Source organism: Alteraurantiacibacter aestuarii (assembly GCF_039523595.1).
Lineage (GTDB): Bacteria > Pseudomonadota > Alphaproteobacteria > Sphingomonadales > Sphingomonadaceae > Alteraurantiacibacter > Alteraurantiacibacter aestuarii.
This window is the reverse complement of sequence record NZ_BAAAFP010000002.1, coordinates 477,780-502,513: the sequence shown is the minus strand read 5'-3', so window position 1 is coordinate 502,513 and position 24,734 is coordinate 477,780. Positions and strand designations below refer to the sequence as shown.

The 24,734-nt window shown below is 62.0% G+C and carries 29 protein-coding genes and 1 tRNA gene; 16 read left to right on the top strand and 14 right to left on the bottom strand.

Annotated elements, in window-relative coordinates; all coding sequences use genetic code 11:
- Positions 1–4: 4 nt before the first annotated feature.
- The 7 genes from ABDZ98_RS06195 to ABDZ98_RS06165 form a co-directional block, all read right to left on the bottom strand.
- On the bottom strand, positions 5–283 hold the full coding sequence (locus tag ABDZ98_RS06195; RefSeq protein ID WP_160589527.1) for a hypothetical protein: 279 nt from the start codon (positions 281–283) through the stop codon (positions 5–7).
- Positions 273–1,682 (bottom strand): type II and III secretion system protein family protein, encoded by a 1,410-nt coding sequence (locus tag ABDZ98_RS06190; RefSeq protein WP_160589526.1) that lies wholly within the window; start codon positions 1,680–1,682, stop codon positions 273–275. Before ABDZ98_RS06190 ends, ABDZ98_RS06195 begins: the two co-directional genes overlap by 11 nt.
- Position 1,683: 1 nt before the next feature.
- Positions 1,684–2,643 carry a Flp pilus assembly protein CpaB gene (cpaB, locus tag ABDZ98_RS06185; protein WP_337190134.1) on the bottom strand — a complete coding sequence of 320 codons (960 nt, stop codon included), beginning with the start codon at positions 2,641–2,643 and terminating at the stop codon, positions 1,684–1,686.
- Positions 2,644–2,734: 91 nt separating this feature from the next.
- A complete protein-coding gene (locus tag ABDZ98_RS06180; RefSeq protein WP_337190133.1) occupies positions 2,735–2,968 on the bottom strand; it encodes a Flp family type IVb pilin in 234 nt (77 codons plus the stop codon).
- 201 nt (positions 2,969–3,169) lie between these two features.
- Positions 3,170–3,784, bottom strand: coding sequence for a response regulator transcription factor (locus ABDZ98_RS06175; protein ID WP_160589524.1), 615 nt, complete (start codon positions 3,782–3,784; stop codon positions 3,170–3,172).
- Positions 3,784–4,947 (bottom strand): two-component system sensor histidine kinase NtrB, encoded by a 1,164-nt coding sequence (locus tag ABDZ98_RS06170; protein WP_160589523.1) that lies wholly within the window; start codon positions 4,945–4,947, stop codon positions 3,784–3,786. The genes ABDZ98_RS06175 and ABDZ98_RS06170 overlap by 1 nt, the downstream gene beginning before the upstream one ends.
- 267 nt (positions 4,948–5,214) lie before the next feature.
- Positions 5,215–5,931 (bottom strand): IS6 family transposase, encoded by a 717-nt coding sequence (locus ABDZ98_RS06165; RefSeq protein WP_343806221.1) that lies wholly within the window; start codon positions 5,929–5,931, stop codon positions 5,215–5,217.
- Between ABDZ98_RS06165 and ABDZ98_RS06160 the strand changes: the two genes are divergently transcribed.
- On the top strand, positions 5,918–6,361 hold the full coding sequence (locus ABDZ98_RS06160; RefSeq protein ID WP_160589521.1) for a hypothetical protein: 444 nt from the start codon (positions 5,918–5,920) through the stop codon (positions 6,359–6,361). The two genes, ABDZ98_RS06165 and ABDZ98_RS06160, sit on opposite strands and share 14 nt — an antisense overlap.
- Positions 6,362–6,758: 397 nt before the next feature.
- Here the strand turns inward: ABDZ98_RS06160 and ABDZ98_RS06155 are convergent.
- Positions 6,759–6,849: transfer RNA gene (locus ABDZ98_RS06155), tRNA-Ser, on the bottom strand.
- A 101-nt stretch (positions 6,850–6,950) separates the two neighbouring features.
- Here ABDZ98_RS06155 and ABDZ98_RS06150 point away from each other — a divergent pair.
- Genes ABDZ98_RS06150 through ABDZ98_RS06140 form a run of 3 tightly spaced genes read left to right on the top strand, consistent with a single transcriptional unit; the run spans position 6,951 to position 9,703 of the window.
- A complete protein-coding gene (locus ABDZ98_RS06150) occupies positions 6,951–8,012 on the top strand; it encodes a peptidylprolyl isomerase (RefSeq protein WP_160589520.1) in 1,062 nt (353 codons plus the stop codon).
- Between the two features lie 5 nt (positions 8,013–8,017).
- Positions 8,018–8,338 carry a DUF1905 domain-containing protein gene (locus tag ABDZ98_RS06145; RefSeq protein WP_160589519.1) on the top strand — a complete coding sequence of 107 codons (321 nt, stop codon included), beginning with the start codon at positions 8,018–8,020 and terminating at the stop codon, positions 8,336–8,338.
- A gap of 39 nt (positions 8,339–8,377) precedes the next feature.
- Entirely contained in the window at positions 8,378–9,703 is a 1,326-nt protein-coding gene (locus ABDZ98_RS06140) for a serine hydrolase domain-containing protein (RefSeq protein WP_237437323.1), read from the top strand.
- Here ABDZ98_RS06140 and ABDZ98_RS06135 read toward each other — a convergent pair.
- Together ABDZ98_RS06135 and ABDZ98_RS06130 are read right to left on the bottom strand one after the other, a co-directional pair.
- Positions 9,700–10,065, bottom strand: a complete 366-nt coding sequence (locus ABDZ98_RS06135; protein ID WP_160589518.1) for a VOC family protein — start codon at positions 10,063–10,065, stop codon at positions 9,700–9,702. The genes ABDZ98_RS06140 and ABDZ98_RS06135 overlap by 4 nt on opposite strands.
- Entirely contained in the window at positions 10,065–12,146 is a 2,082-nt protein-coding gene (locus ABDZ98_RS06130) for a RelA/SpoT family protein (RefSeq protein ID WP_160589587.1), read from the bottom strand. The genes ABDZ98_RS06135 and ABDZ98_RS06130 overlap by 1 nt, the downstream gene beginning before the upstream one ends.
- 134 nt (positions 12,147–12,280) lie before the next feature.
- Here ABDZ98_RS06130 and ABDZ98_RS06125 point away from each other — a divergent pair, with 134 nt between their 5' ends.
- The 7 genes from ABDZ98_RS06125 (at position 12,281) to ABDZ98_RS06095 (ending at position 16,226) form a co-directional block, all read left to right on the top strand.
- Entirely contained in the window at positions 12,281–12,742 is a 462-nt protein-coding gene (locus ABDZ98_RS06125; RefSeq protein WP_160589517.1) for a hypothetical protein, read from the top strand.
- Entirely contained in the window at positions 12,739–12,957 is a 219-nt protein-coding gene (locus ABDZ98_RS06120; RefSeq protein WP_160589516.1) for a helix-turn-helix transcriptional regulator, read from the top strand. Before ABDZ98_RS06125 ends, ABDZ98_RS06120 begins: the two co-directional genes overlap by 4 nt.
- Positions 12,954–13,544, top strand: a complete 591-nt coding sequence (locus ABDZ98_RS06115; protein ID WP_160589515.1) for a lambda-exonuclease family protein — start codon at positions 12,954–12,956, stop codon at positions 13,542–13,544. Before ABDZ98_RS06120 ends, ABDZ98_RS06115 begins: the two co-directional genes overlap by 4 nt.
- 66 nt (positions 13,545–13,610) lie before the next feature.
- Complete coding sequence (locus ABDZ98_RS06110) at positions 13,611–13,904, top strand: hypothetical protein (protein ID WP_337190131.1); 294 nt, start codon at positions 13,611–13,613, stop codon at positions 13,902–13,904.
- Positions 13,898–14,590: a guanitoxin biosynthesis heme-dependent pre-guanitoxin N-hydroxylase GntA gene (gntA, locus tag ABDZ98_RS06105; RefSeq protein WP_160589514.1), complete on the top strand. Its 693-nt coding sequence runs from the start codon at positions 13,898–13,900 to the stop codon at positions 14,588–14,590. The genes ABDZ98_RS06110 and gntA overlap by 7 nt, the downstream gene beginning before the upstream one ends.
- Positions 14,587–15,174: a DUF1989 domain-containing protein gene (locus ABDZ98_RS06100; protein WP_160589513.1), complete on the top strand. Its 588-nt coding sequence runs from the start codon at positions 14,587–14,589 to the stop codon at positions 15,172–15,174. The genes gntA and ABDZ98_RS06100 overlap by 4 nt, the downstream gene beginning before the upstream one ends.
- A gap of 176 nt (positions 15,175–15,350) precedes the next feature.
- Complete coding sequence (locus ABDZ98_RS06095) at positions 15,351–16,226, top strand: hypothetical protein (RefSeq protein ID WP_160589512.1); 876 nt, start codon at positions 15,351–15,353, stop codon at positions 16,224–16,226.
- A 60-nt stretch (positions 16,227–16,286) separates the two neighbouring features.
- Here the strand turns inward: ABDZ98_RS06095 and hemF are convergent, their stop codons facing one another.
- Positions 16,287–17,141, bottom strand: coding sequence for an oxygen-dependent coproporphyrinogen oxidase (hemF, locus tag ABDZ98_RS06090; protein ID WP_160589511.1), 855 nt, complete (start codon positions 17,139–17,141; stop codon positions 16,287–16,289).
- Positions 17,142–17,186: 45 nt separating this feature from the next.
- On the opposite strand from hemF, the gene pdeM reads away from it, so the two are divergent.
- The 3 genes from pdeM (at position 17,187) to ABDZ98_RS06075 (ending at position 19,926) form a co-directional block, all read left to right on the top strand.
- Positions 17,187–17,927 carry a ligase-associated DNA damage response endonuclease PdeM gene (gene pdeM / locus ABDZ98_RS06085; protein ID WP_160589510.1) on the top strand — a complete coding sequence of 247 codons (741 nt, stop codon included), beginning with the start codon at positions 17,187–17,189 and terminating at the stop codon, positions 17,925–17,927.
- A 95-nt stretch (positions 17,928–18,022) separates the two neighbouring features.
- Positions 18,023–18,541 carry a translation initiation factor IF-3 gene (gene infC / locus ABDZ98_RS06080; RefSeq protein WP_160589509.1) on the top strand — a complete coding sequence of 173 codons (519 nt, stop codon included), beginning with the start codon at positions 18,023–18,025 and terminating at the stop codon, positions 18,539–18,541.
- A 167-nt stretch (positions 18,542–18,708) separates the two neighbouring features.
- Entirely contained in the window at positions 18,709–19,926 is a 1,218-nt protein-coding gene (locus tag ABDZ98_RS06075) for a hypothetical protein (RefSeq protein WP_343806207.1), read from the top strand.
- Positions 19,927–19,938: 12 nt separating this feature from the next.
- Here the strand turns inward: ABDZ98_RS06075 and ABDZ98_RS06070 are convergent, their stop codons facing one another.
- Positions 19,939–20,364: a VOC family protein gene (locus tag ABDZ98_RS06070; protein WP_337190130.1), complete on the bottom strand. Its 426-nt coding sequence runs from the start codon at positions 20,362–20,364 to the stop codon at positions 19,939–19,941.
- 25 nt (positions 20,365–20,389) lie between these two features.
- Here ABDZ98_RS06070 and ABDZ98_RS06065 point away from each other — a divergent pair, with 25 nt between their 5' ends.
- On the top strand, positions 20,390–21,805 hold the full coding sequence (locus tag ABDZ98_RS06065; RefSeq protein ID WP_160589507.1) for an SLC13 family permease: 1,416 nt from the start codon (positions 20,390–20,392) through the stop codon (positions 21,803–21,805).
- Between the two features lie 209 nt (positions 21,806–22,014).
- Positions 22,015–22,941, top strand: coding sequence for a hypothetical protein (locus tag ABDZ98_RS06060; RefSeq protein WP_202385897.1), 927 nt, complete (start codon positions 22,015–22,017; stop codon positions 22,939–22,941).
- 108 nt (positions 22,942–23,049) lie between these two features.
- On the opposite strand, the gene ABDZ98_RS06055 is transcribed toward ABDZ98_RS06060, so the two are convergent.
- Both ABDZ98_RS06055 and ABDZ98_RS06050 read right to left on the bottom strand, forming a co-directional pair.
- A complete protein-coding gene (locus ABDZ98_RS06055) occupies positions 23,050–24,111 on the bottom strand; it encodes an alpha/beta hydrolase family protein (RefSeq protein ID WP_160589506.1) in 1,062 nt (353 codons plus the stop codon).
- Positions 24,099–24,632 carry a J domain-containing protein gene (locus ABDZ98_RS06050; RefSeq protein ID WP_160589505.1) on the bottom strand — a complete coding sequence of 178 codons (534 nt, stop codon included), beginning with the start codon at positions 24,630–24,632 and terminating at the stop codon, positions 24,099–24,101. The genes ABDZ98_RS06055 and ABDZ98_RS06050 overlap by 13 nt, the downstream gene beginning before the upstream one ends.
- Positions 24,633–24,734: the final 102 nt, after the last annotated feature.

The following is a 24,734-nucleotide window of genomic DNA, read 5'->3' as shown; positions in this document are numbered from 1 at the left end:
TTGGTCAGTTGCCCGAGCTGGGCGTGGTGCTGGGCGTGTGGATCGGGGGTTTCACCGCATCCTGCTGGTAACGCTCTGCCGCCTGCGCAGCATGCTCGGCACTGGTGACGGGTACAGTCGTGTCATAATGCGGCTCGGGATTGACCACTTGGGAGGCCATTGTCTGGCGGTTGTACTCACCAAACTCGACCACAGGTTTCCCGCCGGTCATCATACCCTGCGTACAGCCCACAAGCATGAGCGGCAGCGCTGCCATCGTGCAGGTGCGGCGATCAATATTCATAGTCGGATTCCTCTGCGCTTGGGTCGCTGCCCGCATCGTCGGCGGCACGTGGGTGATAGCCCTCCCCGTCGATCAAGACGTCGAGTGGCTGCGGCGGATCGATCCGATCGGTGGGCAGGCGCACTTGGTCGGGTCGGATCGGCGCTACGAGGTGCGGGGTTATCACGATCAGCAACTCGGTCTGACCTTGCTGAAAGCTTGTTGAACGGAACAGCGTGCCGAGGATCGGGATCGAGCCGAGCAGGGGGATCTGGCGCACCGTGGTCTGGAAGTCCTCGCGCAGCAGCCCGGCGATGGCGAAGCTTTCGCCGTCACGCAGCTCCACCGTCGTGCGTGCCCGCCGCGTCTGAAGGCCGGGAATGGTGATGCCGTTGATCGAAACCGTCGTACTTTCGTCGATCGAGGACACTTCCGGCTCTACCATCAGGCTGATCACGTCGTTGCCAAGCACCGTAGGGGTGAAACTGAGGCTGACACCAAAGGACTTGAACTCGACGCCGAGATTCTGTTGCCCCGTCTGGCCGACGCCGTAATTGGCGATCACGGGGATCGGGAATTCACCGCCGGCGAGGAAATTGGCCGGTTCGCCCGAAAGAGCGACAAGTGTCGGCTCGGCCAGAGTGCGCGACAGGCCGCGCCTTTCAAGCATGTCGAGCGTGGCATCGATATCAAGCCCGCCGAGGCTGAAGGCATGGCTGAGAATGCCGAAGGCATCGGTGATCGGTCCGGTCGTGGGCGTACCGGGATCGCCGAGCGAACCGGCGCCCAGCCCCGCGCTCGATCCCAGCACGGCGCTGAAATCGCCGCCTCTGGACAGGCCGAAACCGCTCGCGCCCAGCCGCTCGCCAATCGAACGATCGACCTCTGCAAAGCGGACTTCCAGCATCACCTGTTGGCTGCCGCCCATGCTGAGCAGGTTGATCACCCGCTCTCCAGCAAAAGATCCCGACAATTGCGCTGCCCGCGTCGCGGCCCCGGCATCGCTGACCATGCCGGTCAGCAGCACATTGCCGTTGGAAAGCTGGACATCGATCTGTTCGCCAGGAAGCAATTGCTCAAGCTGGCGGCGCAGGCCCCCGATGTCCGGACCAACCGAGACGTCCATCACTGCGATGACACTCTCCTGCCGGTCGTAAAGCGTCAGGCTGGTGGTGCCGAACTGGCGGCCCAGCACGTAGATCTGGCGTTCGGAAATCGGCATCACATCGGCAATATCGGCGTTGCCTATCATGGCGCGTGCGATGGGCACGTCAGCACTTACCACCAGGCTGTGATCAACCGGCACTTCGAGAGTGCCAGCATGGACCGAGGCCTGAACCTGTTGCGCCATCGCCGTGGCGGCAAGCGCAATGGGCGAGATCGTTGCGAGGGCTATCGCGCAGGCTTTGCTGAACTTCATCTCATTCACCCCTTGCTCGACCGACCGGATAGCTGGTCGGCTGTGTACCGCGCACGATTTCCATGCGCGGGCCTTGCGGCACCGACACTGCGACCGGGGCCGATGCGGAACCGGCGCGCTTCGAACTGTCATCGTCGCGGCTGATATAGGTCGTCTGGGTCACCGGTGGCGGTGCCAGTGCGGTGGCGGGGATGTACATCGCCCGTGAACCGAGGTTGGCAGCGGTGACAGTGGCCATGCCAGAAGCCTGGCCATCCGGGCCAATACTCGCCAACTCAGTGATGCTGCGCAAGGCAAGGCTTACCGTGCCAACCCCCTGCGCCACCGCCAGACGCTGGGCATCGACCAGCGATACCGCGACTGTCGCCGTCTGGCTGACGCGTGGCTCGCCTTCGGTATCGTCAACAGTCTGATCGACTGCGAGAACCTGCACGTTTTCAAGGATCACGTCGGAGCGCAAATCCTCGTTGCGTGCTCCGCCGCCGGCGATGCGGCGCGTGAGGATCACATCAACCGAACTGCCGGGGACGACGAAGCCGGCGACGCCGCGGATCGCGTCAACGGGCAAGGATACGGCACGCATGCCAGCAGGCACCAGGGCAGCCAGTGTGGCCCTCCCGTCGGCGCCGCTCACCTTGCTGGCCAGCACTGGCTCGCCAGGAACAATCGGGCGTATTGCGACTCGGCGGTCCTGCAGGGCCGCGTCTACAGTGAGAAAAGCACCTTGCGGCACGGAGGCAGCAGGCCAGTATTGCAGGCGCAGGTTTTGATCCGACAGGGCAGTGCCGTATTCGAGCGGCTGGGTTGCCACTACGATCTGGACAGTCTCCTGTTCGCGCAGCGTTATCTGCGCCTCGTCCTGTCGCTGCTCCATGCCCGAGAACCAGGCATTGGCGATGATCACCGCGACTATGCCCACTACTGCTGCTATTACCAGCAAGACCCAATTGCGCCCCTGCACAACACCTCTCCCGATTATTGCATTCTTATGGGTGGGTTACCCGCAGCCGCATTGGCCGCGAGTAACCCGCATCTTGCTGCGGTATGCGGCATTAATTAGAGGGGAGAGGTTCTGAACCTTCGCCCTTTGCGTCGATCGTGTCCGCAGCATCGTCCATCGCATTCTGAATCGACACGGCAAGGCCCAGCGCCGCTGCGGCGATGCCAATGCCAACGATCGCCAGAATCAGCGCATATTCGGCCGCCGAGGCGCCTGATTCATCGCGCATGAAGGTCTGAAGAAAGGCTTTCATGGTAACCACTCCTGTTAATGCGAGCGAAGTCACCAGACATCCCCCGCCTATTGAAATCCGCCACGGCCAAAGCTGGCCGGACACAGGGAATGTCGGGCCACAACCGATGGGAAGCAATTAAGAGGATCACCGTGCTTTTCGGCGGAATTCCGGCGAGAACAGCGCCGAAACTAAGGAGGTTTACTAAGACTAATGACGTCAGCGGTCTGATGATCGGAGCAAATGGCGTGGTCGCTAATCGTCCATCTCACCCGCGCGAAAGGCCAAATGCAGCAGTTCGGGTAGCGAACGCACATTGAGCTTTCTCATCGCGTTGGAGCGGTGAATTTCCACCGTGCGTGGACTTATACCCAGATCGAAGGCGATGTTCTTGTTCGCCTTGCCGCGAGCAAGACCTTTTAACACCTGCCGCTCGCGCGGGCTAAGCTGTTCCATCAGGTGGCGGGCGTTGTCCCTTTCGATGTCCCCCTTCTGCTCCCGCGCCAGCCTCTCGCACGCGCTCCGCAGCGCAGTGAGCAGGTCAGCCTTGGAAAAAGGCTTCTCCAGGAAATCGACTGCGCCCTCCTTCATCGCGGCGACAGCGCTCGACACGTCGGCCTGCCCGGTCATGATGACAACCGGCATAACAGACCCGTTCTCGTGCAGCCGACGTTGCAGGTCGATCCCATTTGCATCACCCAGCCGAAGGTCGAGCAATAGGCAGCCTTCTTCGAGCTCGGGCAGCGCGGCCAGAAATGATGCGGCGCTGTCATGCTGCGTGGTCTGAAGACCTTCCGATGCCAGCATGAAGGCCAGCGATCTGCGGACCATCTCATCATCATCAACAATATGCACAAAGCGCCCGCCCATCAGGCAACCTGCGGCTTGTCAGTCGGCTGGGCAGGAAGTTGCAGCCGGAAGAGCGCCCCGCCCAACGCAGTGCTATTGTCAGCATCGATACTGCCGCCATGGGCCTCCACGATCTGGCGGCAGATGGTCAGGCCCACACCCATGCCGCGCGGCTTGGTGGTCACGAAGCTGTCAAACACACGCCCCTGCACCGAAGGGTCGATACCCGGCCCTGAATCCTCGATCGCAATCTCGATCATGCCAGCATCCAGCGCCCTCGCAGTAATGCGGACCTTGTGTGGTCGTTCATGATCGTCCTGCATCGCCTCGAAAGCATTGCGCACGATGTTGAACAACACCTGTTCGGCCTGCACATGATCGATCATCAGTAGCGGCAGATTACCGGGAACATCCACGTCGAGTTCGATAGTGCGGCGATAGCCATTGATGAGCGCGAGCGAAATCGTCGCATCAACCAGCGCTTCGACCGACACCAGTTCGGCCCCGGCTTCTGCGGGGCGCAGAAAATCCCGCAGTTGGTGCAGCAGGTGCCCGGCACGGACCGCCTGGCGGCTGCAGATATCCAGGACGTCAGTCACTTCGGCCAGTTCTTCGGCATCATCCCGGGCAAGCAACCTTTCGCGCGCGCCCGCGGCGAAATTGGCGATGCTTGTCAGCGGTTGATTCAACTCGTGCGCAATGGCGGCTGCCAAGGCGCCCATTGCCGATACCCGCGAGACGTGCGCCAACTCGGAAAGCATGGTCTGGATCTGCTGGCGGTCGGTCGCGTCAGCTTCGATCAGCCGCAGGAATCCCAGGAAATAGGGCTGACCTTCGATCATCGTCTCGCCAACATTCACTTCGACCGCGATGGCGTGGCCATTCTTGTGTCGCGCATTCTCGATCCGTGGGTTGCCGATAATGCGCCGTTCGCCGGTCTCATGATAGCGGGCGATATAGCCGTCGTGCCGCTCGCGGTGAGGTGATGCCATAAGGATCTTGAGGTTCTGCCCCACCAGTTCCTTGGGCGCATAGCCTATGTGGTTCTCGACTGCACGGCCCGCTGCGCGGATGATACCCTGCTGGTCGGCCAGAATGATCGCAATCGGCATAATATCCATGAACGAGCTCATCTGCGCGCTATCGAGCGCAAGCGGCAGATCGTCATCGATGAAAACTGTCATACTCCCCCAGTGCCACGGTTTTGTTATTGTGTGTGCCGCCAGAACACGTTTGTGGCCCGCCTGTGAATAGAACGCTGCCAGACTAATCGCAACTCGCCTCCGATTGACGGAGCTGTGTCTTTATGTCGCGTTGATCGGGCCATGAGGAACTGCCACTCAGCCAAGGCGATTGAGCGGCAGGGTGCTGTCAGTCCAATCGCAACGGTGCTGTCAGTCTAATCGCAACTCGTCTCCGATCGACATAACCGTGTCTTGATGGCGCGTCGATCAGGCCATGAGGTTCTGCCACTCGGCCAGGGCGGCCGAGCGGCGGGTCTTGTATGTCTGTCGGTCGATCAGGTGGCGTTCTTGATTGAAATGGTTGTGGACGTTGGCGTGAACCGAGGCGAACTTCTGTAAGCTCTTCATCTGTCGAAATCTCAGCATGGCCCGCTCTCGTCGTCGGAACGGCAGATGGCTGTTCTCCACCCGGTTGTTGGCCCAGCGTCCCACCTCCTGCTTGTCGGTGTTGCCGAGGTCGCTCATTGCCGCCCGGTACGAGCGCAGACCGTCGGTGGTGATCTCCGCCGGCGAGCCGTGGCGCTTCAGCGCCTTCTTCATGAACCGCAGCGCAGCTTTCTTGTCGCGGGTCTTCGTGACGTAGCTCTCGAGGATCTCGCCCTCCTGGTCGACCGCGCGCCACAGGTAATGCATCTCGCCGTTGATCTTCACGTAGACCTCATCGAGGTGCCACTTCCATTGCCGAAACCCTCGCATCCGGCTTACCCGCTGGCGCTGCACATCGGCTGCGAACAGCGGACCGAACCGGTTCCACCAGTGACGCACGGTCTCATGGCAGATGTCGATACCCCGCTCGAACAGCAGGTCTTCAACGTTCCGCAAGCTGAGCGGAAAGCGCACGTACATCATCACGACCAGGCGGATCACCTCAGGTGAAGAGTTGAAATAGCGAAACGGACTGGCTGCTTTCTTGGGTCTGGGCATCACCCTGCCCTACCCGATCACGCGCATTTCGCTAGCCGGTGCATTTGCTCTGACAGGACCAGAGCGCCTGCTCCATGAGGCCAGGGACAGCGCGACCATCCTCCTTCCTCTAGCGCTGCCGCTGCGCGGTGGGCGGCGCATGATCGCGCGCGGCGCTACGCCTGCCGCGCAGCCCGATCGGGTGCTGATTGCTGCCTTGCGCAAGGCGCACGCCATGCTCCGCACCGAGCGGGGTCTGCCGATACTCGGTGCCAGCCCGAGCTCTCCCTACGATCGCGGCATCCTGCGGCTTGCCTTCCTCGCCCCCGATATCCAGCAGGCGATCCTCGACGGACGCCAGCCGTATCATCTCAACCTTGAGGTGCTCAGGAACATCGCGCTGCCGCTGAGCTGGTCGCGGCAGCGCGAGGTGCTGCGGTTCGGGCAATAACAAAACGCCTGTTCCGGCGAGCAAACACCCTGATAGTGGCGATTGAGGCACCTGTTCGGGGGGTTTAAATACCCTGTTCGGGCGATTAACAGGAAAACGGCTTTTCGTGCCCTTTAAGCTACCGAAAAGGCGTTATTTTCTCAGGTAGAATCTTGCGCAAATTGCTGCAGATGGCCTGTATTCGGGCTCAAATTCACGTTTTTCCCTGTTCTGCCCTGTTTAACAGGCAAACCGGACCGATGCAGGTACGGCCGGAGACGGGCCGCGCAAATGCCGGCTGATATCGTCCAGGAGACGGCCACAATGATGTCGCTGTTACGGAATGGCCCACGCAAAGCCGCCTGTTCCGCGGGCTTGCGCGCCCTCCCTGAAACCAGAGACGAGTGCTGGGGGTGGGTGGCGGAGCGGGTGGGATTCGAACCCACGATACGCTTTTGACGTATACACACTTTCCAGGCGTGCGCCTTCGACCACTCGGCCACCGCTCCGCATGCCTGTTTTGGCAGAGGCAGGCCACTAGCCGCAGTATGAGCGGATGACAAGCGGGATAGGCCTTGCCTTCGCGCATACCGGTGGCACACTCCAGGCCATGAGCCGCCTTGCCCTTCTCTCCGCCGTTTCGCTGGCCTTTGCCACACCGCTGGCAGCACAGGAAAATGCCGCGCCAATTACGCCTGCCAACCCGGTAACGCCCGACAGCATCGTGGCGGCATCCACGCCGGAGGAATGGACCGAGATTGATCCCGGCGATCTGCTGGTGATGGTTCTGGCCCCCGGTGATGACGAGAGCCCGCGCTTCGTGGTGATCCAGCTGATTCCCGCGCCGTTCAGCCAGCCGTGGGTGGAGAACATCCGCACCCTCGCCCGCGCCCATTGGTGGGATGGCACCAGCGTCTATCGCGTGGTCGATAACTGGGTGGCGCAATGGGGTGATGTGAGCGAGGACAGGCCGCTGCCGGAGGGCGTGGTGTCGCCAGAAAGCGAGTATGCTTCTGTGCTTCCTCCAGCGCCAGAGTTCGATCAAGCGGTCTTTCCGCTCACTGCTATGCTCCGATCGATGTGGATCGAAGAATTTGTTACTGGTGAGATTGTCGAGGCACCAAATGCCGACGCTATCAAGCAAGCGATCGCACGCCAGAAGGGCGACAGCTATGCATTGGAAACCGCTTTTGTTGGTGGATGGCCCATGGGGTCGGGGCCCGATACCCAGCGCAGCACCACGGCTTGGCCCGTCCACTGCTATGCATCCGTCGGCGTCGCCCGCGATCTTGCGCCAGACACCGGCACCGGCTCCGAACTCTACGCCGTGATCGGCCATGCGCCGCGCCAGCTTGATCGCAACATCGCCGTGGTCGGCCGGGTGATCGACGGGATCGAGCATCTTTCCACGCTCAGGCGCGGCACGGGGGATGCTGGCGTGTATGAAAGCCGCGATCAGGATACGCCGATCCTCTCGGTCCGGCTTGCCAGCGAGACGGAGGAGGCCGAGCATTGGCGCTACCAGTATCTGTCCACCCAAAGCGAAAGCTTCGCCCGTTATGTGGCAGTGCGCGCCAATCGCAATGACGCCTTCTACACCGTGCCCGCGAGCGGCGTGGACATCTGCAACGTGCCGGTGCCGATCCGCCACATCGACCCCCTGACGGAGTAGAAGTGATGCAGAGCGGCGACCAGATCACCGTATCGGGCACATTGCTGGGCTGGCGCAACGATAGCGGCGTTCTGGCAACCTATATCCGCATCGAAGGCAAGGCGGCGGAGGAGATTTCCGGCCATGAACTGCTGCGCCGGATCGAAAGCGGCAAGCGCCGCGGCTTCGGATCGGTGAAGGTGGAGGTGAAGCTGGGCGACAGCGAGTGGAGCACTTCCGTCTTCCCGCAGGACTATGGCTGGTTCCTGCCGATCAAGGCGGTGGCCCGGCGGGCACAGGGTGTGGCGGAAGGTGACGAGATTACGGCGCAGCTGACCTTGTTATAAGCCCAGCAGGCGGGCAGGCAGCGCGAGGGGGAGAGGGATATGATGGACGGACGCGGCGGCCCCAAGGGCTGGCACACAAGGCGCGCCATGCTGCGCCGCACGGCGGGCGCGGGACTGGCGCTGACCGCATTGCCATTGGCCGGTTGCACCTCCGCCGCCGGCAGCGCGCCGATGAGCGCCGATGACTGGCCTTACCTGTCCGCAATGGTGGCGCGCTACCGCAGCCGGGGCATGATCGCCAATATGCTGGCAATGATCGGCAAGGGCGAGGAAAGCCTGCTGATCGGTGGCGGAACAGACCGTCTGGGCGGCCAGCGGCAAAGCGATGCTGACAGTATCTATCGCCTCTATTCGATGACCAAGCCGATTGTCGGCATGGCCGCCATGCTGCTGGTGGAAGAGGGCAGGCTGTCGCTCGACCAGCCGCTGGCCGAGATATTGCCCGCCTTTGCCAACATGCAGGTGCAGAAGGAATATGACGGCCCGATCACCGCCGATAATCTGGAGCCCGCCGCACGGCCGATCACCATCCGCCACTTGCTCACCCACACCTCCGGCCTGGGATACAGCTTTGTGGAGCAGGGGCCGCTGTCGCAGGCGATGAAGGCCGCAGGCGTGGTGACCGGGCTGGTTGGCCCCTACCCGCCAGCGGAACTGGCGCGGGGCACGCCGGTGACCAGCCTGACCGAATTCGCCGATCGCCTGGCCACTTTTCCGCTGACGCACCAGCCGGGCACGCAGTGGAGCTATTCCACCGGACTGGACGTGATCGGGCGGGTGATCGAAGTGGTCAGCGGGCAGGATTTCGAGAGCTTCCTGGCTGACAAGATTTTCGCCCCCTGCGGGATGAACAGCACGTTCTTCCGCGTGCCGGAAGACGCGCGCAGCCGGTTGACCGAAAGTTATGACGTGCGCGGGGAAAGCCCGGTCCTGCTCGATCCTGCGCAGGGCACGGTGTTTGCCGGGGATGACTATTTCCCCATGGGCGGCACCGGGCTGGTGTCCTCTCCGCATGATTATGACCGCTTCCTGCACATGGTCGCCAATCTGGGCGAGCTGGATGGAACGCGCATCCTGCCCGCAGCGGCGGTACAGCTGGGCACATCGGACCTGCGGCCCGATCCATCGGTTTCGCTGGGATCATGGGTGGAAGGATTTGCATTCGGCGCCGCTGGAAGGCTGGGCTGGGCTGGAATGGACAGCGCCTATGGCTGGGCCGGAAGCGCCGGGACGGTTGGTTTTGTGGACATGGTCAGCGGCCGGCGCTGCGCCATCTACACCCAGTACATGCCCGCCAGCACATGGCCCATCGCCGCCGATTTCGAGGAGGCGATTGCCGCCGACCTGTCACTGCAGGCAGGCTAGAGCCGCTGCATCAGTTCGATCCGGTTGCCGAAGGGATCGGAAATGTCGCCGCGCACATAGCCATCCAGCGGCTTGCCCGGCGCAAAGGACACTCCGGCACTTTCCAGTCGCTCGGCATAGGCCGGCAGATCGTGCACCAGCAGCGCGGGATGCGCCTTGCGCGCTGGCGCAAAGCCATGCTCCACGCCCAGATGAATATGCGCATCGCCGCTGGTGAACCAGCAGCCGCCATTCACCGCCAGATGGGCAGGTTTGGGTAACTCCGCCATGCCCAGCACGCCGACATAGAATGCCCGCGCACGCGCCTCACCACCAGCAGGCATGGCCAGCTGGACATGATCGAGCCCGGTAATGTGAGACATCAGACCCGGTCTGCCTGTGCCACGCTGTCGCTCGCCCGCAGGCTGCTGACAATGCGGGTGAGATGCGCCAGGTCCTGCACTTCCAGATCCACCTCATAGGTGTGAAACGGATCGTCGCGCTGGGTCAGTTCCAGGTTCATCACATTGGCATTGCTCTTGGCGAACACGCCGGCCATTTCAGCCAGAGTGCCGGGGCGGTTATACAGCACGACATGCAGCCGTCCGACCGCACCGTGAGAGCGTTCGCCCCATGACAGATCGACCCAGTCGACATCCTCGCCATTGGCCAGCTCAAGGCAATCGATGGCGTGCACTTCCACCCCCTGCCCCTTGCGCCTGAGGCCGACAATGCGGTCGCCGGGAACAGGATGGCAGCAGTCTGCCAGGCTGAAACCCATGCCCGCCGTCAGCCCCTTGATGCTGATGGCGCGCCCTTGTTCGGGCGGGGCTGGCAAATCGCTGGTGCTGCCGGGAACAAGCGCTTCCATCACTTCCCGGTCGGTCAGCTTGGCGGACCCGATGGCGAACATCAGGTCTTCCTTGTGATCCAGCTCCAGCCGTTCAAGCGCGGCGGAAATTGCCTTCTTTCCCACCTTGGCAGGCAGACGCTCGACAATTTCTTCGAACAGCTTGGTGCCGATTTCGGCAATCTCTCCGCGTTCCTTCAGCCGCACCGCGCGGCGAATGGCGGCGCGAGCCTTGCCGGTGACGACAAACCCCAGCCAGCTGAGCTGCGGCTGGGCGTGTGATCCCTTGATGATCTCCACCACATCGCCATTGTTGAGCGGTGTGCGCAAAGGCATGTGCCGGCCATTGATCTTGGCGCCCACGGTCTGCGCGCCAAGATCGGTGTGGACGGCGAATGCAAAATCCACCGCTGTCGATCCCTTGGGCAGCTGGAACAGCGCGCCCTTGGGCGTGAAGGCGAAGATGCGGTTCTGGTAAACCGCCAGCTTGGTGTGTTCGAGCAGTTCTTCGGCATCATGGCTGGCATCGACAATCTCGATCAGGTCGCGCAGCCAGCCCACTTCGCCATCGGGCCGGTCTTCCTGCTTGTACGCCCAGTGCGCCGCCAGGCCGAATTCATTGGTGCGGTGCATCTCGCGCGTGCGGATCTGCACTTCCACACGCATCGATCCGGCATGGATCAGCGTGGTGTGGAGCGAGCGATAGCCATTGGTCTTGGGGGTGGAGATGAAGTCCTTGAACCGTCCGGGCACCATCTTCCAGGTCTGGTGCAGCACGCCCAGCGCGCGGTAGCAATCATCGGTATCGCGCGTCAGCACGCGGAAGGCCATGATATCGGTGACCTGTTCAAAGCTCACATGGCGCTCGGCCATCTTTTTCCAGATCGAATAGGGGTGTTTTTCGCGCCCCCACACTTCCACATCCAGCCCGGATTCAGCCAGCGCCTGCTTGATCTTGAGCGCGATGGCATCAACCTGCCCGCCTTCGGTGGAACGGATCTGCTCCAGCCGGGCGTTGATGGTGGCATAGGCTTCTGGCTCCAGCTGCTCGAACGCCAGCAGCTGCATTTCGCGCATATATTCATACATGCCCACACGCTCTGCCAGCGGGGCATAGATATCCATCGTCTCCCGCGCGATGCGGTGGCGCTTTTCCGGGTTCTTGATGAAATGCAGCGTGCGCATGTTGTGCAGCCGGTCCGCCAGCTTCACCAGCAGCACGCGCAGGTCCTCGCTCATCGCCAGCAGGAACTTGCGCAGGTTTTCCGCCGCGCGCTCATTCTCCGGCATCTGCTCGATCTTGGAGAGCTTGGTCACGCCGTCCACCAGCCGCGCCACTTCGCTGCCGAAATTCAGCTCGATATCCTCGATCGTGGCCAGCGTGTCCTCCACCGTATCGTGGAGCAGCGCGGTCATGATGGTTGCCTGATCCAGCTTCAGGTCGGTCATCAACCCGGCAACTTCTACCGGGTGGCTGAAATAGGGATCGCCGCTGGCGCGCTTCTGGCTGCCGTGCTTCTGCACCGTATAGACGTAGGCACGGTTGAGCAGCGCCGCATCGGCATCGGGGTCATATTCAAGGACCCGTTCAACAAGTTCGTACTGGCGCAGCATATATTCAAGATAGTGCGCCATCGGGCAGAAAACAGGCAAGGGAAATCGCGGAGATGGGCGAGATTTCCACGGGCGCTTGACTGAATTGTAACTTAGAGGTTACATGTAACCCGTGGGTTACACGGAGATTCACGATGCGTATGAAAAACTTGCCAGCGAGCGATCAGGAAGCCGCCGAAATGGTTGGGCGCAGGCGCGCCCGCGCGCTGCTCTTGCTGGTGATTGCTTATGTGGCGATCCAGATCAACTTTTCTACCATTCTTGCCGATGTCGGATGGGCTGCCAAACCGGTCCAAGTGGTCGCGTGGATCATTCTTTCCAGTTCGTTTGTAATCGTCCTCTATACCGGCGGTAAATTCCCCAAATCCCGCCCCGGGTTGCTGCCCCTGATCGATGACGAGGTGACCCGGCAAAACCGCAGCAAAGCGATCGCCGCCGGCTTCCTGGCATCGGTTCTGACAACGCTCGCCCTCTTCATTTACAGCAATTTTGGTGAACTGATGTTGCGGCAGGCAACCCATCTGATCCTCACCTCAACGGTCAGCGTCGCCGCACTGCGCTTCGCTCTGCTTGAGCGCAAATCCTACCAGCAATGACCGAGGCGCTTACCAACACCATCCGCGATGCCCGCACTGCGCGTGGCTGGACTCAGGCTCAGCTGGCAGACCAGATCGGGGTCAGCCGCAAGACCATCAACACGGTGGAGAACGGGGTTTTCGTGCCCTCCACCATCGTCGCGCTCAAAATCGCCCGCGCACTTGAAGTGCCGGTGGAGGATCTGTTCGATCTGGAAGAGCAGCAAAGATCATGACCGCGCCGCAAAGCGCTCCGTTCACGATTGTGGATCTTGTGCAGGGCACCGAAAGCTGGCGGCAATGGCGCGCAGGCGGCATCGGGGCGTCCGATGCACCGGCCATCATGGGCGAAAACCCGTGGAAGTCCGCAAAGGACCTGCTGTTTGAGCGGCGCAATCCAGAACTTGCCCGGCGGCGGCAGACAGTCACCAGTGCCATGACCAGAGGGGTGATGCTGGAGCCAAGGGCACGCGCGGCCTATTGCACAATTCGCGGCGTGAATGTCCGGCCGCTATGCGCTCAAAGCCGCGCTCATGAATGGATGCGCTGCAGTCTCGACGGAATATGCGTGGACACGATGCAGGCGGTCGAGATCAAATGCGGTCCTGCCATTCATGCGCGCACCGGCCGCAGCCGCACAGTACCGCGCGCCCTGTACGGTCAGCTCCAGCACACGATGGCGGTGACCGGCCTCCTGAAAATGGACTTCTTCTGCTATCTGCCAGACCGGCCACCGATCCTTTTCAGCGTACCCAGAGACGCGAGCTATATTGAACGGCTGATCGAAAAAGAGGCGGCTTTCTGGAACGAGCTCTGCGCCTGACTGATCCCCTCGTTGCATCCTGGCCGCTGCTGGAACCACAGAAGGTTTCGACCATTTATCATGGACATGCAGCGCAAGAGGCCAACCATGTTCACGCAGCTCAATCCCAGTCTACCGGTTCAGGTTCTTGATCGCGGCCGCGGGCAGGCCGTCGGAATTATCGATTATGGCCCGGAACATCACCTGATCTGGGTCACCGCGCTGGACGAGAATGGCGAGATCTGGTGCGCCCCCAATCCGCAGGTTCGCTTTCAGAACAACTGGACCATGGGCCGCCGTACCGCACATTCTGCAACCAGTGTTGCGCAGGCCTGCACCTGCCACAATGACCACGCAATTGCAGGAGCGTCACCATGCTGAAGGAACAGGTCCGTGAGGATCATGACCGTAGCGAGCAGTTGCGCGGTGAACTGGAAGAATGGATTGGCAGCCGTGAATTCCCCTGTGTGGGGGCCAAATCGGCCATGGCGCGCGGCACGCTCAAGGTCGTGGCCGCGCGCGATATCACCAGTGCATGGAACGATGTGAAGCTGCACGATGAATTGCTGCAATGGGCCTACTCCTATCGCGATGATCCGGGCGGCCTGCGCAGCCTTGCAGTGGTGTTCCAAGGGCCCCGCGACCTGACCGAAGAACATTTCGAAACCGCGATGTGGGAACGCATCCAGTCATTGGCCGACAAGGATCACTGGCGCGGCCAGCCCTATGATCCCGGAGTCAGTGCCGATCCTGCCAACCCCCATTTCTCGCTCAGCTTTGGCGGTGAGGCGTATTTCGTGGTTGGCCTGCACCCCCATGCCTCACGCCCGGCGCGGCGCTTTGGACGGCCGACGCTGGTGTTCAACCTGCACGATCAATTCGAAAAACTGCGCGAGGAAGGACGCTATGAAGGCATGCGCAAGAAGATCCTCGCACGCGACGAACAACTGGCAGGCGATATCAACCCGATGCTCGCCCGCCACGGCGAAAGCAGCGAGGCGCGGCAATATTCAGGCCGCAATGTAGGTGAAGACTGGATTCCGCCTTTCGAGGACAAGCGCGCATGATGGACATGCAGATCATTCCCCCGCGCAGTGGCACAGCTTTCCTGCTCGCCCGCGGCCAGATGCTGGACGTGGTGGATGTCATGGGCTGCCAGGTTGCCGACCTGCTCGCCTTCAATGCGCAAGACACGCGCGAAGTCATCTCCAACGGGCGCACGTTCGATTATGAGGAAACGCTCAAGCTGACCACGGGCAATACGCTGTGGTCAAACCGTTCCAATCCCATGCTCAAGATCACCCGCGACGATGTTGGCTGCCACGATTTCCTGCTGACGCCTTGTAGTGAGGCGACGTTCACGCATTTCTATCCCGACAAGCCCGTGCACCGTGGCTGTTTCGGCAATCTGGCAGAAGCGCTGGAACCCTTCGGCGTGTCGCAAGACGCGATCCCCACCGCTTTCAATGTGTTCATGAACGTGCCGTTTGACGGCGAAAGCGGAAAGCTGTCGGTCGAGCCTCCGCCTTCGAAGAAGGGTGATATCCTGCGGCTGGAAGCGATGATGGACCTGGTAATTGGCCTCACCGCTTGTTCAGCCTATGCCTCCAATGGCGGCAACTTCAAACCGATCGGATACCGGGTTCTGTAAGCGCAAAAGTTGCAGATCACCCTGCCTCAGACAAATCCGGCCCGGGCTCATTCGTCGAGCGAAAAGCGCGCTTGGACTGGTCTGTGCTGGCGCCAGCTGCGCTTGTCGGACATGGACGAAAATGGATGAATCAGGTCCTGGAACGTGCAGTTCAATCAACCACACGGCGGGCAACCATGCATAGATATAGTCTTACAAGATGCCTGTTCGCCGCCAGCATCCTGGCGCTTGCCGCGCCGATCGCGGCGCAGGACACGCCGGACGGTGACAACTCCATCATTGTGACCGGGCGGCTGGATCGCACCGTCGACGGCAGCGAGGTTCGCGCCCAGGCGCGGGCGATCACGCCGCGCAGCCAGGCATTCGGCGATCCGCTGGCCCGCTTTCAACAGCCGATCTGCGCGGGCGTGTGGGGTCTCAACCCCGAAAGCGCGCAGCTGATCATCGACCGGATTTACTCCAACGCGGAAGAAATCGGCGTGGATCTGGAAGAGGAACCGGGTTGCCCGCCCAATGTGCTGGTGCTGTTCGTTGCCGATCCGCGCGATGAGCTGGATCAACTGCGCGAGGCGAGGCATTATCTCGTCTCCGGACTGTCCTTCTGGGAGAGCAAGCGTCTTTCCGAGCAGGAAGGACCCGTTCGCGCATGGAACGTGGTGACCACCCGGACGCGCGATGGCCAGGCCCGCATGGGTCGCCCACCCGTGTTCGACTCCACCGAAATCTCGCGCCTCAATTCCGGCACGCGGACCGATCTGGAACTGTCCGTGGTGATGATCGACAGCGGCGCAATCGCGCAATTGGACGGCGTGGCCGTGGCCGATTACGTGACCATGCGCACGCTGGCCCGCACCAGTCCGCCGCACGCAGATGCCGCCTATGGCACCATCCTGGCGCTGTTCGACAATCCCGCACAAGCACCCGAGCGGATCACCAGCTTCGACCTGGCCTACCTGCGCAGCCTTTATCGCAGCCGCGCCAACACACCTGGCAACAGGGCTCTTGGCGGCATTGGCGACCTGATGGACAGGGATGCCACGCGGGAAGAATAAGCCGCAGCCAGCAGAGCAGCAGGATTCACCTGCCCCGCGACACCCACCACACGGTAAGTTCTAGCTCCACGTCACCTCTGGCGGCAGGCTCATCAGGATCGCATCGATATTGCCGCCGGTTTTCAGACCGAACAGCGTGCCCCGGTCATAGACCAGATTGAATTCGACATAGCGTCCGCGCCATTCGAGCTGCTGGCGCTTTTCTTCTTCTGAGAACTCCTGCCCCATGCGCTTGCGCACGATATGCGGGAAGCTGTCGAGGAAGGCCTCACCCACATCCCTGGTGAAGGCGAAATTGCGCTGGAACTGGGCGTCATCGGCGCATTCCAGGTGATCGTAGAAAATGCCGCCCACACCGCGCGCCACATTGCGGTGGGGGATGAAGAAATAGTCGTCCGCCCACTTCTTGAACCGGTCATAATAGGTGGGATTATGCGCCGCACAGGCCGCCCGGAAACGGGCGTGGAAAGCTTCGGTGTCCTCATCATATTCAATCGGCGGGTTGAGGTCCGCTCCGCCGCCGAACCATGCGGACTGCGTGGTCAGGAAGCGGGTGTTCATATGCACGGCGGGGACATGCGGATTGGCCATGTGGGCAACCAGCGAAATGCCGGTGGCGGTAAAGCCCGGCTGCTCAACGCTTGCACCGTTGATCGTGCCGGCGAACTGCGGGGCAAACTCGCCCGATACGGTGGAGACGTTGACGCCCACCTTCTCGAACACCTTGCCCTTCATCACCCCGCGCACACCGCCGCCGCCTTCGGTGCCATCGTCGGTATCGCGGTCCCACGGCGTGAACTCGAAGCTGGCATCGCTGCCTGCCTCGCGCTCGATCGCTTCAAATTCTGCGCAGATGCGGTCACGCAGGGTTTCGAACCAGTTGCGCGCCTGATCGGTATAAGGTTTCCATTCCATGGAAGCGCTCTTGCCAAAGCAGGTGGCGCGCGGCAAGTGGTGCGCATGGTTCTTGTTTCGTTCGCCTTTGATTTTTGCGGGGAGGAGTTCCGCCTGGTGCCGGGCGAAACGGGCAGCCCCAAAGGCGGCCGCGCGCTGTTCTGGCCGCGCGAAAATGCCTTGCTGGTGGCAGATCTGCACCTTGAGAAATCGAGCTTTTTCGCCGGGCATGGGCAGATGCTGCCCCCCTATGACAGCCGCGAAACGCTGGAACGGCTGGCGCTGGCGGTGAAGGAAACGGGTGCACGGCGGGTCTATACGCTGGGCGATAATTTCCATGATGCGGCGGGCGCTTCCCGGCTGGAGCCGCATGCGGCGGGCATGCTCAGCGCGCTGACAACCGCGCTCGACTGGGTGTGGATCACCGGCAATCATGACGAAGGGCAGGATGCACAAGGACGGGCCGCGTGCGGCGGCACCTTTGTGGAGGAGCTGGATCTGGCGGGAATGGTCCTGCGCCATCAGGCCATGAAGGGGGAGACACGGCCAGAACTTTCCGGCCATTTCCACCCACGCCTGCAGGTGAAGGTGCACCATCGCCATATTCGCCGCCCGTGCACCGTGATCAGCAGCGATGGCGAAGGGTCCGGACGGATGATCCTGCCGGCATTTGGCGCGCTGACAGGCGGAATGAATGCAGCCGATCCGGCGATACTTTCCGCGATGCAGCCCGCCAGTGCCATCGATGCCGTGGTGCCTGCGGGAAGCAGGCTGGCCCGCTTCGCGCTGTGGCGCAAGGAGGCCTAGCTTTCACCCCTAGCGCGCCGCCGTGTTTGCCACTACATGGGGGCCAGAAATAACCTACAGGAGCATAGCCCATACCACGTCCACCCCGCCGCACGATGGCGCCGCCGGTCAAGTCCGGCCCCCGTTTCGACCATCTCATCCAATCCGAAAAAGTTCGCGTCATTGACGAAAATGGCGAGAACATCGGCGTCATGTACACTGAAGAAGCGATCGAACAGGCTGCCGAAGTCGGCATGAACCTGGTCGAAGTCTCGCCCAACGCAGACCCGCCCGTGTGCAAGTTCCTCGATGTCGGCAAGTATCGGTATGAGGCCCAGAAAAAGGCCAATGCCGCGCGCAAGACGCAAAAGACGCAGGACATCAAGGAAATCAAGATGCGTCCCAACATCGACGATCATGATTATGATGTGAAGATGCGGGCGATGAACAAGTTCATCGACAATGGCGACAAGGTGAAGGTCACGCTGCGCTTCCGTGGACGCGAAATGGCGCACCAGCACCTGGGCATGGACCTGCTCAAGCGGGTACAGGAAGACATGGCGGAAACCGCCAAGATCGAAGCCTATCCGCGCCTCGAAGGCCGGCAGATGCTGATGGTGCTGTCGCCCAAGTAACGGCGCGCACTTATTTGAAATCACCAGAGGGGCGCGGTCGCAAGATCGCGCCCCGTTCATTTTCGGCTCAGGCATGGCAGACCATTTTCGCTGGCCTTGCCGGGGAGGGTTTCATGAGGTGTCTATCTGCACTTGCAGCGATTGGCGTGCTTGGCGCAGCGCTGAGCTTGCTGTTTCAACCAGCAGCTGCACAGCAGGACCCATTTGCCGATAAAACCTTCCAGCGCATCTCCAGCGAACTCAGCCCCGCATATGGCAAAGGCGATTACCTTGCCGCACTGGCCATATTCGGTGATCCCGATGCCATAGCTGCAGACAGTCCGGCACGGTCCATCTGGCAGCAGTTCCGCCCCTCGCTAGACGGCTTTGTGGCGGACCGTGACATTCCCCGCTCCCGCCGTGACCCGCTGACAGCAGAAGTTGCCGCACGCTTTGCTGCGCTGGAGCGGCGCGAAGCCATTGCAGCCATCGTCGAGCACGCAGCCCGCACCCGCATCGTCATCATCAACGAAGCACATGACAACCCGCGTGACCGGGCCTTCGTCATGGATGTGGCCGAAGCGCTGCGCCCGCTGGGCTATACGCATTATGCCGCCGAGGCGCTGACCAACTGCTGCTATTCGCCGGAACAGGCCAAGGCACCGATCGATGCGGTGCGGCAACGCGATTATGCCGCCTTTGGCGATGGCTACTATCTGGCCGACCCGGCCTTTGCCTATTTGCTGCACCGCGTGCTGGTCGCCGGGTATGAGCCGGTCGCCTATGAATATGTCCCGCAAGCGGGTGAGCGCCCGGAAAACCCGAACGAGAGCATCGCCCTGCGTGAAGCAGCGCAGGCGCGCAACCTTGCCGCCGCGCTGGAAGCGGCAGGTCCGGACGCAAAATTCCTGATTCATGTCGGCTATAGCCATGCAGCCGAACGGCCTTTCTCCAAAGAGCAGGAATGGATGGCGTCGCGACTGAAGGCGCTGACGGGCATCGACCCGCTGACCATCAACCAGACCGACCTGTCCGAATATAACATGCCGCAGGAATATGCCGCGATCGGCATGGAGCAGGGCACTGCGCCGGTGGTGATCTTCGAGGGCGGCGAGCCCGCGCATGTCGGCTTCAACGCGGAATTGATGGACCTGCAGGTTGTCCATCCGCCCATCGCCGTGCTGGGCGGCCGGCCAGACTGGCTGGCGCGCACGGGTCGCGTGGCCTTTCAGCTTGGAGCAGACATGGTGCCCGATGAAGGCGTGCGGCTGGTGCAGGTGTTCCTGGCGCAGAGCGGAGCAGACGCCGTGCCGATCGATCAGGTGCTGATCAGACCGGGCGACGAGCCGCCGGTGCTCTATGTCCCGCGTGACTCACAATACCGGATCGTTACGCAGCAGGGTTAGCGATCGGCGCGCTCAGGCCGGTTCCCACAACTCCACCGGATTGCCGTCACAATCGTGGATACGGGCAAAGCATCCCACGCCGTCCATCTGTTCGCGGTGGGTGGCCTCTATGCCGGCTGCGGCCAGGCTCTCCACCAGATCGTCCAGTCCAGCAACGCGCAGGTTCAGCATCATCTGACGGTCCGTTTGCCAGTAATCTGTGTCTGCATTGAAAGCGGCGAAGACGGTGTGGCCGGCCTGCTGCTGCCATGTCCATTCGCCATCGGGCGTGGGACTGCCGCTGACCGTGGCGTTGAAACCAAGGTTGTCACGGTACCATGCGGCCAGCCGCGCCGGGTCTGCCGAACGCAGGAAGACACCGCCAATCCCCAGAACCTTGCCTTTGCTCATCACCCGCTCCTTGCCCGCGCCAATCAGTGCGGTAGGATGATAAGCCACTGCAACGGGAGGGCAAGCGCTAGCCATGACGGCCAGCCGTATCGGATTCTGGATCGGGCTGGCTGGCTTTGCCGCCACGCTGGTGCTGCCCGCGCCTGCCACCATGCCGACAGAGGCGTGGCATGTGGCAGGGCTGGTGGTGTGGATGGCCGCCTGGTGGATGACCGAAGCGATCCCGCTGACGGCCACCGCCCTGCTGCCTTTCGTGGTCCTGCCTTTTCGCGGCGGGGGAACCGCGCGCGAGGTGGCGGGCGATTATTACTCACCCATCCTGTTCCTGCTGCTGGGCGGGGCCTTCATTGCGCTGGCGATAGAGCGCACCGGGCTGCACCGGCGGCTGGCGATGTTCATCCTCAAGCTGGTGGGCGATCGCGGCGGCGCATCGGGCATATTGCTGGCCTTCATGATTGCCGCGGCGATCCTTTCCAACATCATCTCCAACACCTCCACCACGCTGATCATGATGCCGATGGCGCTGGCCGTGCTGGCTGGCGGCGGGGCATCGGGATTTGACGAAAACAAGATGGGTCTATCGGGCGCCCTGCCCATGGGCATCGCCTTTGCCGCCAGCATCGGCGGGCTTGGCACGATCATCGGATCGCCCACCAATGCCATTGGCGTGGCGCTGCTGAGGCAGACCATCGGGCTGGATGTCAGCTTTGCCCTGTGGGCGCTGTTCGGCGTGCCCATCGTGCTGCTGGGCATACCCCTGGCCGCCTTCATCATCAGCAAGGTACAGCAGGTTGCGCTGCATCCCTTCGATGCAGCTTCGGCGCGCCAGTCCATCGATCCGCACGGGCCGTGGACAATCGCGGAACGGCGTCTGGTACCGATCATCGCGATCACCTTTGTCGCCTGGATGACCCGTCAGTGGGTGGCCGAATATCTGCCCGAAGATTCCTATACCGACGGCACTATTGCCATTTTGGCCAGCTTCGCGCTGTTCATCCTGCCCGATGGCACCGGACGCCGCCTGCTGGTGTGGAGAGAGGCCGACCGCGCGCCGTGGGGCGTGATCATGATGTTCGGCGGCGGACTGGCTCTGGCCGGAGCCATGACCCGCACGGGTCTGGCGGAATGGCTGGGCAATGCCCTGCTGCCACTGGCGGGCGTCCCGCTGATCGTGGTGGCGCTGGCGCTGGTTGCCATGGTGGTGCTGGTCACCGAATTTGCCAGCAACGTCGCCACCGCCAGCGGGATCATGCCGGTGGTGGCCAGCCTTGCTGCGGCGCTTGGCGGAGATCCCCTGCTGCTGGCCCTGCCCGCCGCCCTTGCCGCCAGCTGGGGCTTCATGCTGCCCGCAGGCACCGGTCCCAATGCCATCGCCTGGGCTACCGGCAGGATCGCTTTGCCGCGCATGGTGGGCGCGGGAGTCATGCTGGATATCGCCGGGATTTTCCTGATCGTGGGCGTGTGCTGGGTGGTGGCGGGCCTGCTATAAGCGTGAACGCGCAGGGCAGTTCTGCCCCGCCGCTATTGCGCGTGGCAAATGCCACCTGCCTTGATGCTTGTTCTTTTCCCGCTCGCCAGTGCTGACCCTTGGGGACATTCAGGCGAAACTCCTTGCCCATGATTGTCCAGTGCAGCTATCAACCCGTTCATTCCGAAAAATCCGGATCAATCAGTCAGTCGAAGAAGGATAGGTGTCTCGTGCTCCGCAAATTCACATTGGTATTGGGCGTCGCAGCCTGCAGCGCGATGGTCGCATCCTGCGGCGGCAAGACCACGCCAACACCCACGCCTACTCCGACCAGCACTCCCACACCTTCGCCCACGCCAACGCCGACAACGGCACCAACGCTGATTGATTTCGCGCAGGATTTCACCTCGATCAGTAACCTAGTCTATATCTACGGCAATTTCACGCCCACCACTGGCGGTGCGGAAGTGTTCGCCGATGCCTCACGCCTCAGCGGCGGAGCAGGCGCGGTGAATTATGTCTTCTCGCCGGAATCGATTGGCTACGCGTTCACCGATCTCAACCCCGCAGCCAGTTTTGCAGGCGTTGACCGGACCACCACATCAGCCACCCTGCGCACCTATGTTAAGGGTGATGAAGCGCTGTTCCTGGAATTGCCTTTCCAGCACGTTCTGCGCGCAAGTTATGAGCGCAAGGATTCGATCATCAGCGGAACCACGCCGGGTATCCTGCGCAGCCGCCGCGTATCACTGTTCGCCAATCGCATCACCACCACCAATGCCATTTCCAGCGTACTGACATACACCGGCCTGGCCCATGCCGTTGGCGGTATACGCGGCACCACGCCAGCCGACATCGTGGTCTCCCAGAGCACAACTTTCACCGTCACGCCGACGGCGACCGACCCGACCCTGGCCGGTACAATCAAGCTGTTTGAGGACGTCAACAGTGTGCTGACGCAGAAGGCGGCACTGGCCTTTACCGGCACGGTGGCGGCCAACGGATCGTTCAGCGGCACAATCACCGACACCACCTACAACTTCACCGGCAATTTCGCGGGCGAGCTGGCAGGACCCAATCGCGAGGAAGTGATCATCGTGTTCTCGGCATCGCACACCGATGGCCGCAGATATGTGGGCAGCTATATCGGCGGTTAAGGGCAACAGGCCTGCGCAGGGAAACACCGAAACCGGCGCTGAGCCGGGAGGTTGCTGCGTTTCCAGCATGCGAACGCCTGTCGCGCGCCGGGCTGGCGGCAGAAATCCCTAGCGCCCGTCCAGACCGTGACGAGCGAGGAAGTCGTCGAGCAAGGCGGCGACTTCCCGGTTGTTGAGATCGGCGAAGGGCATGTGCGTGTTGCCGGTCAGCCCTTCATCCTCCAGCATCACGATCTCCGCCTTGCCCCCGCGCGCATTGATCAGCGCCACGAACTGGCGGCATTCCTCCAGCTTGGCGGACCACACGGGGGAGGCTTCGATATTGTCGCCCCAGACAAACTGCATGGGGATGGTGAGCAGGCGGGCGAACTCCTCCTCACTCACCTGCATCGGCCCAAACGGGCTGTCGGCCGTGCCCGGCCCCTCGCCCGGCGGGAACAGGAAGCCGGGGTTCTCATAGGCGACGATAGCGGCGATTTGCCCATCGTGTGCGGCGGCCAGCAAGGCGCGCATGCCGCCTGCCGATGATGTGACGACGATGGACGGGCCAATAATCCCGAACGCCTCAACCGCCGCGGCGGCCTCCAGCCGGATATTCTCCAGCCGGTCAAATTCATCGTAGCGCGCGCGCATCGCCTGATCGAAGGCGCTGCGGTTGTGGGTGGGGAACTGCACGCCGTCGAACCATTCCATCCACGCCGGACCAAAACGCCAGGAGGTGAAGTTCTGCTGATCGCGCCCGGCCATGGCGTTATATGTCTGGCTGTCACAACCCCAGTTCGCGCGGCCCACGCGCGGGCCATCCCACAACATCACCGGGTAACCGCGGCGCAGGAACAGGCTCTGGAAACCTTCCCCCATATCCCAGCGGTTCTGCCACACGAAGGTGCTGGAGGAATGCCAGAAGAACAGCGGCAGGGCCCGCGCATCCGCCGGTATCTGATACTCAACATAGCCGTGGTCACACGACTGGGTCGCCCCGCCCTCGTCCGAAACATCGGCGCCACCAACGCTGAAACTGCCCTGCCTCTCCAGCAGGATCGGGGCTCCTGCATCCTGTGCCTGTGCCTGTGCCTGTGCCTGTGCCTGGGCCTGAACCTGAGCGACCACCGCGAACAGCGAGAAGGCCGTCGCGGCTAGCACCAGCGAGCGGGCTTTCACCCTTTCCACTCGCGCCTTTCCTCGGCCGCGCGCAGCACTTCATAGGCGAGTTGGAAGGCCTGGAAGGCCTTGGCCGCCTCCTCATCGCCGGGGCGCACGTCGGGATGCACTTCCTTGGCCTTGGCGCGCCATGCCTTCTTCACCGCCTCAAATTCGACGTCGCTGTCCAGCTCCAGCACTTCCAGCGCGCGCATTTCATCCTTGCTGCGCGTGCCATCTCCGCTGCCGCCCCAGCCATAGTGCTGGGCCTCGGCATAGCCGGCGCTTTCCTGCTGTTCGGCCCGGGCACGCTTGTCCGCCTCTTCCTTGTCGAGACCTTCGAAATAGTCCCAGCCCTTGTTGTATTCCGCCGCGTGCTTCTGGCAGAAATACCACCGGTCGGGGCTGTTGGGGCTTTTGGGCGCGGGGCAATCGCCCCGTTCATTGCAATTGTGCCTGTCGCATATCCGCACATTCACAGCCTCTCGGCTGCCGGCATAGCCGCCCCAGCGGGGGAAACCCCAATTGTCTTTGCGGCGCGAACCGGCCATCAGATTAACCCTGTTTTGAGCATTGCGGGACTATAGGGGGCGCAAGGCAGCGTTGGAACCGCAAGTTCACAATCAACTGCATCCGTTACAAATACGTACAAA